Raw genomic sequence first — 11,092 nt, forward strand, 5'->3', positions numbered from 1 at the left:
AAATGCGGTCTGCGCTTCGTTGGGGGGCAGGTTCGATTGCAGGTCTGGCTGTGGCTCTGTCCGTGGCTCCGGCCATGGCGCTGGTCAAGGATACGGCCGAAGGTGCGCCAGCCGTAGAAGCAGAAATCTGTGATCGTGCGGCTGATACGTTTGGTGAAGCGGCATCGGCCAACAGTATCAATCTGTATGCGATGCAGTGGTCGCCATTTGGTCCCGACGAAATGGGTTGGGAAACCTATGTGCCGCTGATCCAGAAAGAGCTGGGGACGGGGTGTGACCCGACATCTTCGGCCTTTGCGGAAAAGCTGTCCCTGTTCCAGATCCGGCAAGGCCTGATGTCTAACGGCCAGTTCGATGCTGCGACCTTTGCTGTGTTCCGTGGCCTGTGGCAGGAGCGCAGACCGTTCATTCTGGCGCGTATTCGCGGGGAGTGCCCGTCACCGCCGCCGATAGCCGACCTGTCCTATCTGTTGGCCGGTGAAGAACATGCCGAACGGATGACGCGCATGGCCCGTCGCGATGTGCTGGAGGCCTATCGCGAAATGGTGGCGGCTGCCCGTCGCGAGGTGCCTGAAATGGCAACCCAGCCGGAACTGTTGCAGATATTCTCGTCCTTCCGCGATCCGGAGGCGGATGCCGCCCGTTGTGCGCGTGACGGCAATTGCGACGGGGTGCGCCGCGCCGCCTGTTCGGCGCACCGGACGGGGACGGCGCTGGATATCTATGTCGGGCATTTACTGGGCTATGGCGTGGATTCAACCCATTCTCACAACCGTCGCTATATGACCCAGACCCAGACCTATCGCTGGCTGGTCAAGAATGCCGAACGGTTCGGCTTTGTGCCCTATGCCTTCGAGCCGTGGCACTGGGAATGGGTAGGCCCGCCCGGAGGTTCCGCCCTTTGAAATTCCCCCGTATCCGACCTCTGACGTTTAATGAGCGCGAACTGGCCCGCGAGGTGTTCGGCACGGCTATAGGTCTGGATCGGGTGCGGGTGTTCCGTTCTCCATGGCCGCTTGTGCGGGCCTTTGTGCCGGGGCGGTGGTTCGGGCGCGAATGGATATCGTGGCCGGACCGTTATTATCACGCGGACATAGCGCTGGCCCCCTTGGCGATACAGGCGATCTTTGTGCACGAGATGGTGCATGTCTGGCAGGCCCAGCAGGGCGTGAACCTGCTGTTCGCCAAGATCAGGGCCGGGGACAGCACGGCGTCCTATATCTATCCGGTCAGCGATATGTGTCACTGGGACGGGCTGAATATCGAGCAGCAGGCCATGGTGGTCGAACACCGCTTTCGCTTGTCGCGCGGGATGAAGGTGCCGGCGGACATGCTGTTTTATGATCGCGTTTGCCCGATCGGTCGGGAGCCGGATGATAAAATAATTGCCTGAGTGACTTGCGCGTCAGGGTGAAGCCATTAAATGGAACATGTGCTGTTACTGAATGGCGCGATGTTCTATTTTCCGGAGTTTCCAGTGCCCAAGATTCTCGTGCTTTATCATTCGACCTACGGCCATATCGAACAGATGGCCTATGCTGTTGCCGAAGGTGCCGGTCAGGTTGAAGGCGCTATTGTCGATGTGAAGCGCGTACCAGAAACTGTGCCGGAAGAAGTGGCCCGCAACGCCCATTACAAGATGGATCAGGAAGCCCCGATCGCCACTGTGGCCGATCTGGAAAACTATGACGCCATCATCATCGGCGCAGGCACACGTTTTGGCTCGGCCGCATCGCAAATGCGCGCCTTCCTTGATCAAACCGGTGGCCAGTGGGCGCAAGGCAAGCTGATCGGTAAGGTCGGTGGTGCGTTCACCGCCTCGGCGACCCAGCACGGCGGTCAGGAAACCACCTTTAGCGGCCTGCACAACTTCTTCCTGCACCACGGCATGATGATTGTCGGTCTGCCGTATTCGTTCGCAGGCCAGATGAACATGGACGAGATCGTTGGCGGCTCGCCCTATGGTGCGACCACCCTGACCAAGGGCGACGGTTCGCGTATGCCTAACCAGATCGAGCTGGATGGCGCACGCTTCCAAGGCCAGCATATCGCGCAGATCGCCAAGAAACTTCACGGTTAAGGTTATGAAACAGCCCGTAATCTTCTTTGGGCATGGATCGCCCATGAATGCTCTGGGGGGAGAGTTCGCCGACGGCTGGAAGGCCCTGGGCGCGCAACTCGGTAAACCCAAGGGCGTGGTTATGGTGTCCGCCCACTGGGAGACACGCGGGCTGGGCGTGACCGCTATGGCGCAGCCGGAAACTATCCATGACTTTGGTGGTTTCCCGCCTGCGCTGCATGCCATGCAGTATCCGGCACCCGGTTCGCCTGAACTGGCGGCCCGAGTGTCGGAACTGACCGGCGCCGTGCAAACAGACCAGTGGGGTCTGGATCACGGCACGTGGTCGGTTCTGGCCCACGTGTGGCCCGATGCCGATGTGCCGGTGGTGCAGTTGTCGCTGAACCGCGACATGGACACGCGCGGCCATTACGAACTGGCCAAGGCTCTAAGGCCGTTGCGGGACGAAGGCTATCTGATCGCGGGCTCGGGTGACTTTGTGCACAATCTGAGGACGTGGAAGCGCGATGGCGGAGAGCCCTATGACTGGGCGACCGACTTTAACGAGGCGGTGAAAGCGGCCTTTTTGCGCGGTGACCACGACGCCCTGATCGACTGGGTGCATCTGGCCGAGAATGCGCAACTGTCAGTGCCGACCGACGAACATTATCTGCCGTTGCTTTATGTCGCGGCCCAGCAGGAGGAGGGCGAACCTGTCGCCTTCTTCAATGACGAGGTCGTGGGTGGCTCTATTTCGATGACCGGAGTGCGAATCGGCTGATCCGCGCGACCTAGGCAGGAAAGCAGTGCGGATCGGCTGATCCGTAGGCTGTCTAAAGAAAATGGCGCAGATCGTATGATCTGCGCCATTTCTCGTTTTAGCGGCGGCGGTCCACGGCGAACATGCCCGGACCGGCGGCGGCGATAAACAGGAAGACAAAGCAGTACAGTGCCGCCAGTTCACCGCCGTTCAACAGCGGGAACAGGCCTCTGGAGGCGTGGCCGATAAAATAGGCCGCCGCCATAAAGCCCGACAGCACAAACGCGACGGGGCGCGTAAACAGGCCCAGAATAATCAGCAACCCGCCCGCAAACTCGATGGGGCCGGACCAGCCGACCAGAGTGTTCAGGTCGATATTGGCGCGATCACCGCCCGGAAATCCGAACAGCTTGGCCGTGCCGTGCTGAACCAGCAGCAGGCCCGAGGCGATACGCAGGGCCGCCAGTGTCAGCCCATGCCAGTCAAATGTGCGTAACGACATTCAGATGCTCCCCCGGATCAGACGCTTATTTAGCGTCTTCGACCATTTTCTGAAGGGAAACATAATCGGTCTTGCCGGTGCCCAGAACAAGGATTTCAGCAACCTTGATGATCTTTTTGGGGACGGCCAGTTCGGGTGCGCCGTTTTCACGCGCCCATGCGCTGAGCTCCGAAGACTCTGCACCCTCGCGGTCCGTGATCAGCACCAGTTTCTCGCCCTTGCGGCTGTCGGCAATGGCAACCACGGCGTGGCGGTTGTCGGGCCATACGGCACCGGCAATGCCTTCAACGGCCGTCAGGGACACCATCTCGCCGCCGATTTTGGCAAAGCGTTTGGCGCGTCCACGAATGGTGATGAATCCCTCGTCGTCCACATCGACAATGTCGCCCGTGTCCAGCCAGCCGTCTTCAATGGGGTCCCACTTCAAGGGATCGCCAGAGGTCAGATAACCGGCCATGACGTTCGGGCCCTTGATGAAGAGACGGCCACCGGCATCGACGCCTTCGACCGGCTCAAGACGGTGATCCAGACCCGGCAGGATTTGGCCAACAGTACCGGGACGGTTCTTGCCCGGCTTGTTGACGGCCACGACAGGGGCGGCCTCGGTCGCACCATAGCCTTCAAGCAGTTCGATGCCGCCGAATTTGGATTCGAACAGGGCGCGGGTTTCGTCGCGCACGCGCTCGGCACCGGCAACTGCGAATTTGATGGTGGCAAAGTCGTCGGGTTCGGCCACGCGGGCATACTGGTTCAGGAAGGTATCGGTCGCAAACAGCAGGTTGGCCTTAACCTGAGGCAACAGGTCGGTGATCTGTTTGGCGTGCAGCGGCGACGGATACTGGAAGCCCTTCAAGCCTTCGAGCAGAGGCAGGATGGCCCCTGCGGTCAGGCCAAAGCAGTGGAAGGTCGGCAACGGGTTGAACAGCACCCATGACGGGTCCAGCGCGATATGGTCGGCGACCTGACGGGCATTGGCCACAAGGTTCTGCTGGGTCAGCAATACACCCTTGGGCGAGCCGAAGCTGCCAGAGGTGAACAGGATGACACCCGGATCGTTCGGGCTGGTTTTGACGGCAAAACGCTTGGGCGCAGCACCGGCGGCTAGACCGTAAAGCTTGTCTTTCAGGCCGATGGTCTTGCGGACATCGTCCAGCCAGACAATCTCTGCAACGGTACCCAGCGCCTCGACCAGATCGCCCAGAGCGGCCTGATCGACGAAGCGTTTGGCGGTCAGAATTTTTTTGACGCCCGAAGCCTTGATGGCGGCCTTGAGGTTGGCTTCACCGGCGGTGAAGTTCAGCATTACCGGCACACGGCCATGCGCGTGCAGGCCAAAGAAGGTGACGACCACACCCATAGACGATGGCAGCAGGATCGCTACGCGCTCGCCTTTCTGGGTCATGTTGGCAATCTTGCGGCCCAGTACAAAGGCCGCACGGATCAGACCCGTATAGGTCAGCGGGTTGCGATCCTGGTCTTCGAGAATTTCCTTGTCGCCATATTTGGCCCGCGCGTCGATCAGGGCGTCGATAAGCGTGGTCGTGTACAGCTTGGAATCCAGCGATTGCCGCAAGGCGATCCTCCTTAGGCGGGCAGGTGGCCCCCTTTGTCCGTTAGGGCGGACCTCATTAAAGATGTGGGTCCATTTTGGAAAGACTCTGAAACCTTCCGTGAGGATTGCAATGATTTTCGACCAAAAGGCGGCAATAGAAACCGATAGTGAGACGAAGGGCGCCTTGCCTATTGCAGCGTAAAAGCCGAAATAGCCCCTCATGGTCACCCTGATCGACACCCTGAAGACGTCGCCGGCACAATTGCGGCACCCTGAAAAACAGAACCGCCCGGAATCGGCGGTGCTGAAGAAACCTGACTGGTTGCGCGTTAAGGCACCCGGTTCGGGGCAGTATAATGCCACCAAGGAAATCGTGCGCTCCAAAGGGCTGGTCACGGTTTGCGAGGAGGCCGCCTGCCCGAACATCGGCGAGTGCTGGAGCCAGAAGCACGCCACCCTGATGATCATGGGTGACACCTGCACGCGGGCCTGTGCCTTCTGCAACGTGAAGACGGGCCTGCCGCAACCGCTTGATCCCGAAGAAGCGGGCAAGGTCGGTCTGGCCGTCCAGCAGATGGGTCTGAACCACGTCGTCATCACGTCGGTTGACCGTGATGATGTGGCCGATGGCGGGGCAGCACACTTTGCCGAAGTGGTGCGCCAGATCCGCCTTCAGGCCCCCAACACGACCATTGAAATTCTGACGCCGGACTTCCTGCGCAAGGATGGTGCGGCCGAGGTGATGATCGACGCCAAGCCGGACGTCTTTAATCACAACCTTGAAACCGTTCCGCGCCTGTACCTCAAGATCCGTCCGGGTGCGCGTTACTTCCACTCCTTGCGTCTGCTTCAGATGGTCAAGGAACGCGATCCGAACCAGTTCACCAAGTCGGGGATCATGGTCGGCCTTGGCGAGACCAAGGAAGAAGTGATGCAGGTGATGGATGACATGCGCTCGGCGGGTGTCGATTTCATCACCATCGGCCAGTACCTGCAACCGACGCGCAAGCACGCCGCCATTGACCGCTTTGTGACGCCGGAAGAGTTCAAGGCTTATGAGGCGATTGCCCGCGCCAAGGGCTTCCTGATGGTGTCGTCCTCGCCGCTGACGCGCTCGTCGCACCATGCGGGTGAAGACTTTGCCCGTCTGAAGGCCGCCCGCGAAGCGCAACTGCGTCGCTAAGGCGGACATGGCTGTTCATCGACTGACGCGCATTCTGCCCTATGCGCCGGATCAAATGGCGGCGCTTGTTGCGGATATTCAGCACTATCCGCAATTCGTCCCGTGGATCACGTCCATGCGTGTCTGGAATACCCGCGAAGAGGCGGACGGTGTGACAGTCATGGACGCCGAGGCCGGTGTCGGCTTTTCAGTTCTGACAGAGAAATTTTCGACTTGGGTACGTTATGACCGTAATGCGCCCAAGGTCGAGGTTGGCCTGCTGCGAGGTCCGTTCAAGCACCTCAAGAACCGCTGGGAGTTTTTTCCCGACGAGAGTGGCACCCGTCTTGAGTTCATGATCGACTTCGCATTCAAATCCAAGATGCTCGACATGATGCTGCATTCGAACTTTGATCTGGCGGTGCGCAAGCTGATCGAATGTTTTGAGGCAGAAGCCAGGCGGAGATACGGAACCTAATGTCTTTCGATTTCGATGCGACCGTTGTGGGTGCAGGTGCCGTAGGGCTGGCTTGCGGACGGGCGTTGTCGAAACGGGGACTGACGGTCCTGGTTCTGGAAAAGGAACCGCACATCGGGCAGGGCGTGTCCTCGCGCAATTCCGAGGTCATTCACGCAGGGCTCTATTATCCGACCGGATCGCTCAAGGCGAAGTTCTGTGTCGAGGGGCGTCGGCTGCTCTATGATTTCCTTGAAAGCCATAAGGTCGATCACTGGAAGTGCGGCAAGCTGGTTGTCGCCACCGAAGAGGCCGAGGTGCCGCGCATCGAGGCCATTCTGGAGCAGGGGCGCATCAATGGCGTCGAGGGGCTGGAGCTTCTAAGCGGCGAACAGGCGAGGGCGCTGGAGCCGCAGTTGAATGCGATTGCGGCCATCCTGTCGCCCGAAAGCGGCCTGTTCGACAGTCATGGCTATATGCTGGCCCTAGAAGGCGAGATCGAGGCTGCGGGTGGCTCTGTGGTCACATCGGCACCGTTCGAGTGGGCCGAGGCTCTGGCGGGTGGCGGTTTTACCATCCATGTCGGCGGCGAAGGGGCCATGAGCGTCACCAGCCGCCTGTTGGTGACGGCGGCGGGCCTGTCGGCACAAAAGGTGGCAGCCAGCATTGAGGGCTATCCGGCGGACCTGATCCCTGCGGGCCATTTCGGCAAGGGCGTCTATTTTCGTCTGTCAGGCCCTGCACCTTTCAATCGCCTGATCTATCCGCCGCCCATTCCGGGGGCGCTGGGGACGCACTATCGCAAGGATCTGGGCGGGCAGGGCGTGTTTGGTCCCGATCTGGCCTATGTCGAGGCCGAGGACTATTCGGTCGATCCAGCCAAGGCCGAGGTGTTTGCGGGCTATATCCGTCGCTTCTGGCCGGATGTGCAGGTCGAGAAACTGGCCCCCGACTATGCGGGCATTCGTCCCAAGCTGCATGGCAAGGGCGAGCCTCAGCCGGATTTCCAGCTTCGCGGCGTAGAATCGCACGGTATTGAAGGCTTGGTGGCTCTGTTTGGTATCGAAAGCCCCGGCCTGACCAGTTCGATGGCGATTGGAGAAGCGGTCGCAGGTCGCTTCGCGCATTGATTCGTTGACGACTTTCGGCGAATAGGATGCCCTTCGGGGTCGAAAAGGGGTTTTGAGAGGCCTTGATGGCGGTGTTTTAGCTCTTTCGGCACTACCCCTTGAAATCATCGTCGGCTTCATGCATAAGCGCGGCCTCGTGTGGCGGTCCGGTTTTCGTGGCCGCCGCTATTGTTTTTCGCGCCTTTCGGCGCACCGACTTAGAGATTGAGACGGACATGGCCGTTCCGAAGCGCAAAGTATCCCCGTCCCGTCGTAACATGCGCCGTGCGCATGACGCTCTGGGCACCAACTCGTACACCGAGGACAAAGACACCGGCGAGCTGCGTCGCTCGCACCACATCGACCTGAAGACCGGCATGTACCGCGGTCGTCAGGTTCTGACCCAAGCCGAAGACTAAGTCTCGGATCAGGTCGGCCGATCTTCCTAATCGGTGACAAATTCGAACAGCGTGCGAGAAATCGCACGCTGTTTTCGTTTGTCCCGTGCATGGTGGTTGGCTTCTCGGGTGCCTTTGGTCTAAAGGGCGCTCACTTCTTTTCACTGCGTTTTGCCGGGATCGTTCCATGACCGATATTGCAGACATTGTTGCCCGCCAGATTCTTGATAGCCGGGGCAATCCGACGGTCGAGGTGGATGTTGTCCTCGAAGACGGCTCGTTCGGCCGTGCGGCTGTGCCGTCGGGTGCTTCGACAGGGGCTCACGAAGCTGTCGAATTGCGCGACGGCGACAAGGACGTTTATCTGGGCAAGGGCGTCCAGAAGGCTGTGGATGCCGTCAATGGTGAGATTTTTGACGCCCTGTCGGGTCTAGATGCCGAAGACCAGCGCCGTATCGACGAAGCTCTGATCGAGCTGGACGGTACCGAGAACAAGGCCCGTCTGGGTGCAAACGCCATTCTCGGCGTATCGCTGGCTGTGGCCAAGGCTTCGGCCATTTCGGCCAACCTGCCGCTGCACCGCTATATCGGTGGCGTTTCTGCTCGCGTGCTGCCGACCCCGATGATGAACATCATCAATGGCGGTGCCCATGCCGACAACCCGATCGATATCCAAGAATTCATGATCATGCCGACCGGCGCTGCCACCTTCTCGGAAGGTCTGCGTATGGGGGCTGAAATCTTCCACGCGTTGAAGAAGCAGCTGAAAGATGCCGGTCACAATACTAATGTTGGTGACGAGGGCGGTTTCGCACCGAACCTTGGCTCGGCCGAAGAAGCCCTGAGCTTCATCACCAAGGCCGGTCAAGCTGCGGGTTATCTGGCCGGTGAAGACTTCCATCTGGCACTCGACGTTGCTTCGACCGAGTTCTTCAAGGGTGGCAAGTACAATCTCGAAGGCGAAGGCAAGAATTTCGACGCCGACGGCATGGTTGGTTATCTGGCCGATCTGGTTGAGCGTTTCCCGATCGTGTCGATCGAGGACGGCTGTGCTGAAGACGATTTCGAGGGTTGGAAGCTGCTGACCGAGCGTCTGGGTGATCGCGTACAACTGGTCGGTGACGATCTGTTCGTAACCAATCCGGCCCGTCTGGCCGCCGGTATCGGCGAAGGTCTGGCCAACTCGATTCTGATCAAGGTCAACCAGATCGGTACCCTGTCGGAAACCCTCGATGCCGTCGATATGGCGCACCGTGCGGGTTACACCTCGGTGATGTCGCACCGTTCGGGTGAAACCGAAGACTCCATCATCGCCGATCTGGCCGTGGCCACGAACTGCGGTCAGATCAAGACCGGCTCGCTGGCCCGTTCGGACCGGGTGGCCAAGTATAACCAGCTGCTGCGTCTTGAAGAGCTGTTGGGCGACCAAGCCATCTATTACGGCGACGGTATGCTGCTGCGTTAAGCTTTGCCGGAGGGTTTCCTCCGTTAAATTGCAAAGATTTACAGAAACTCCGTCGTCGGTGATCCGGCGGCGGAGTTTTTAATTCTTAACTAACCATTTTCGTGCACGGGTTGGATTCGTGCCCTCGCTCAGAAGGAGCGGCGTCAGTGATAGAGCAGATGAAGCCGTATTTACCGTCAGTTCTGATCTTGCTTGCAGTCCTGTACTTTGGCGTACATGGGCTGACGGGCGAGCGCGGCGTCCTGAGCGGCAAGGCGCGTGAAGAGCTTCTACGCAAGCGTCAGGCCGAGTTGTCACACCTGCTTGAAGAAAGACAGGATCTGGAAGTGCGTGTTCGCTACCTGCGTTCCAGCAGTCTTTCGCGTGACCTTCTGGAAGAACGCGCCCGCGCCGTGATCGGATTTGCCGATCCGCGCGACTATGTTGTGCGTGTCCACACAACGGGATCGCGCCCGCCCGAAGCCATCCGCGCTGGCTAAACTCGTGTTACAACACGAAACTGCGCTTTGCTAAGGCAGAGCCAAGGCTGCTAAACCCTTCTTATCGTAATGAGAAGAGTCCCCGGTAGCGGGGCGTAACCGGGAGATGCCGGAATGGCGAAAGCCGCGGTTCAGAAATCTTCATCCGAACAGGATGATATCAGAATTCCGAACACGCCTCAGGCTTCGAAAGAAGACCTGCTGCGTTACTATCGCGAGATGGTCCTTATCCGCCGCTTTGAAGAGCGTGCAGGTCAGCTTTATGGCATGGGCCTGATCGGTGGCTTCTGCCACCTGTATATCGGTCAGGAAGCTGTGGCTGTTGGCGTGCAGGAAAGCGTCAAGCAGGGCTATGACAAGATCATCACGGGCTATCGTGACCACGGCCACATGCTGGTCGCGGGCATGGACCCGAAAGAGGTCATGGCCGAACTGACGGGCCGCATCGGCGGCTCTTCCAAGGGCAAGGGCGGTTCGATGCACATGTTCGATGTGCCGACCGGCTTCTATGGCGGCCACGGCATCGTGGGCGCGCAGGTGGCTCTGGGCACCGGTCTGGCCTTTGCCGGCAAGTATCGTGGCGATGACTCGGTATCGTTCGTCTATTTTGGCGATGGCGCAGCCAACCAGGGTCAGGTTTACGAAAGCTTCAACATGGCCCAGCTGTGGAAGCTGCCGGCCATCTACATCATCGAGAACAACGAGTATGCGATGGGGACTGCCATCGACCGTGCGTCCTCGACGACCGAGCTTTATATGCGCGGCGCTTCGTTCGGCATTCCGGGCGAGCAGGTTGACGGCATGGACGTACTGGCTGTTCGCGATGCCGCGGCGCGTGCTGTGGCCCGTGCCCGTGCTGGTGAAGGTCCGTACATTCTTGAAGTGAAGACCTATCGCTATCGCGGCCACTCGATGTCCGATCCTGCGAAATACCGCACGAAGGAAGAGGTGGACGAGGTCAAGAAGACCCGCGACCCGATCGACCATATCAAGATGCTGCTGGCCGCTGCCAAGGTATCCGAGGACGAGCTGAAAGCCGTCGATAACGAGGTGAAGGCTATCGTAGCCGAAGCCGTTCAATTTGCTCAAGAAAGCCCGGAACCCGATCCGTCCGAGCTTTACACTGACGTTTACGTGGAGGCCTGATCC

At 59.4% G+C, this 11,092-nt stretch carries 13 protein-coding genes; 11 read left to right on the forward strand and 2 right to left on the reverse strand.

From position 1 onward, the window contains the following. The first annotated feature begins 2 nt into the window (after window positions 1-2). The 4 genes from WEU32_RS06345 (at window position 3) to ygiD (ending at window position 2,840) form a co-directional block, all read left to right on the forward strand. Window positions 3-905, forward strand: coding sequence for a D-alanyl-D-alanine carboxypeptidase family protein (locus WEU32_RS06345; protein WP_406853263.1), 903 nt, complete (start codon window positions 3-5; stop codon window positions 903-905). Then, on the forward strand, window positions 902-1,393 hold the full coding sequence (locus tag WEU32_RS06350; protein ID WP_406853264.1) for a hypothetical protein: 492 nt from the start codon (window positions 902-904) through the stop codon (window positions 1,391-1,393). Before WEU32_RS06345 ends, WEU32_RS06350 begins: the two co-directional genes overlap by 4 nt. A gap of 84 nt (window positions 1,394-1,477) precedes the next feature. Continuing rightward, entirely contained in the window at window positions 1,478-2,080 is a 603-nt protein-coding gene (gene wrbA, locus WEU32_RS06355) for an NAD(P)H:quinone oxidoreductase (protein WP_406853265.1), read from the forward strand. A 4-nt stretch (window positions 2,081-2,084) separates the two neighbouring features. Beyond that, window positions 2,085-2,840, forward strand: a complete 756-nt coding sequence (ygiD, locus tag WEU32_RS06360) for a 4,5-DOPA dioxygenase extradiol (protein WP_406853267.1) — start codon at window positions 2,085-2,087, stop codon at window positions 2,838-2,840. A 97-nt stretch (window positions 2,841-2,937) separates the two neighbouring features. On the opposite strand, the gene WEU32_RS06365 is transcribed toward ygiD, so the two are convergent. Further along, window positions 2,938-3,321 (reverse strand): DoxX family protein, encoded by a 384-nt coding sequence (locus tag WEU32_RS06365; protein WP_167177856.1) that lies wholly within the window; start codon window positions 3,319-3,321, stop codon window positions 2,938-2,940. Between the two features lie 25 nt (window positions 3,322-3,346). Next, window positions 3,347-4,894, reverse strand: a complete 1,548-nt coding sequence (locus tag WEU32_RS06370; protein ID WP_406853268.1) for an AMP-binding protein — start codon at window positions 4,892-4,894, stop codon at window positions 3,347-3,349. Between the two features lie 199 nt (window positions 4,895-5,093). On the opposite strand from WEU32_RS06370, the gene lipA reads away from it, so the two are divergent. The 7 genes from lipA to pdhA all read left to right on the forward strand — a co-directional run bounded on the left by lipA (window position 5,094) and on the right by pdhA (window position 11,089). After that, window positions 5,094-6,056 carry a lipoyl synthase gene (gene lipA / locus WEU32_RS06375; protein WP_406853269.1) on the forward strand — a complete coding sequence of 321 codons (963 nt, stop codon included), beginning with the start codon at window positions 5,094-5,096 and terminating at the stop codon, window positions 6,054-6,056. A gap of 7 nt (window positions 6,057-6,063) precedes the next feature. Next, the gene (locus WEU32_RS06380) at window positions 6,064-6,513 is read left to right on the forward strand and encodes a type II toxin-antitoxin system RatA family toxin (RefSeq protein WP_312138175.1); all 450 of its coding nucleotides are present in this window, start codon (window positions 6,064-6,066) and stop codon (window positions 6,511-6,513) included. Then, the gene (locus WEU32_RS06385) at window positions 6,513-7,622 is read left to right on the forward strand and encodes an NAD(P)/FAD-dependent oxidoreductase (protein ID WP_406853270.1); all 1,110 of its coding nucleotides are present in this window, start codon (window positions 6,513-6,515) and stop codon (window positions 7,620-7,622) included. The genes WEU32_RS06380 and WEU32_RS06385 overlap by 1 nt, the downstream gene beginning before the upstream one ends. Window positions 7,623-7,837: 215 nt before the next feature. Further along, complete coding sequence (rpmF, locus tag WEU32_RS06390; protein ID WP_242915238.1) at window positions 7,838-8,020, forward strand: 50S ribosomal protein L32; 183 nt, start codon at window positions 7,838-7,840, stop codon at window positions 8,018-8,020. Window positions 8,021-8,186: 166 nt separating this feature from the next. Then, window positions 8,187-9,464, forward strand: a complete 1,278-nt coding sequence (gene eno, locus WEU32_RS06395) for a phosphopyruvate hydratase (RefSeq protein WP_312138181.1) — start codon at window positions 8,187-8,189, stop codon at window positions 9,462-9,464. Window positions 9,465-9,610: 146 nt separating this feature from the next. Continuing rightward, window positions 9,611-9,943, forward strand: coding sequence for a septum formation initiator family protein (locus WEU32_RS06400; protein ID WP_312138183.1), 333 nt, complete (start codon window positions 9,611-9,613; stop codon window positions 9,941-9,943). Window positions 9,944-10,057: 114 nt separating this feature from the next. Beyond that, the gene (gene pdhA / locus WEU32_RS06405) at window positions 10,058-11,089 is read left to right on the forward strand and encodes a pyruvate dehydrogenase (acetyl-transferring) E1 component subunit alpha (protein ID WP_312138185.1); all 1,032 of its coding nucleotides are present in this window, start codon (window positions 10,058-10,060) and stop codon (window positions 11,087-11,089) included. The last annotated feature ends 3 nt before the right edge of the window (window positions 11,090-11,092 follow it).

This window comes from Brevundimonas sp. BH3, assembly GCF_045345115.1.
Taxonomy (GTDB): Bacteria; Pseudomonadota; Alphaproteobacteria; order Caulobacterales; family Caulobacteraceae; genus Brevundimonas.

What these genes read in the sequence shown, in the direction of transcription:
- WEU32_RS06385 (WP_406853270.1), top strand. Translation starts at nt 6,513, where the DNA reads ATGTCTTTCGATTTCGATGCGACCGTTGTGGGTGCAGGTGCCGTAGGG.
- lipA (WP_406853269.1), top strand. Translation starts at nt 5,094, where the DNA reads ATGGTCACCCTGATCGACACCCTGAAGACGTCGCCGGCACAATTGCGG.
- pdhA (WP_312138185.1), top strand. Translation starts at nt 10,058, where the DNA reads ATGGCGAAAGCCGCGGTTCAGAAATCTTCATCCGAACAGGATGATATC.
- WEU32_RS06345 (WP_406853263.1), top strand. Translation starts at nt 3, where the DNA reads ATGCGGTCTGCGCTTCGTTGGGGGGCAGGTTCGATTGCAGGTCTGGCT.
- eno (WP_312138181.1), top strand. Translation starts at nt 8,187, where the DNA reads ATGACCGATATTGCAGACATTGTTGCCCGCCAGATTCTTGATAGCCGG.
- WEU32_RS06365 (WP_167177856.1), bottom strand. Translation starts at nt 3,321, where the DNA reads ATGTCGTTACGCACATTTGACTGGCATGGGCTGACACTGGCGGCCCTG.
- rpmF (WP_242915238.1), top strand. Translation starts at nt 7,838, where the DNA reads ATGGCCGTTCCGAAGCGCAAAGTATCCCCGTCCCGTCGTAACATGCGC.
- ygiD (WP_406853267.1), top strand. Translation starts at nt 2,085, where the DNA reads ATGAAACAGCCCGTAATCTTCTTTGGGCATGGATCGCCCATGAATGCT.
- WEU32_RS06380 (WP_312138175.1), top strand. Translation starts at nt 6,064, where the DNA reads ATGGCTGTTCATCGACTGACGCGCATTCTGCCCTATGCGCCGGATCAA.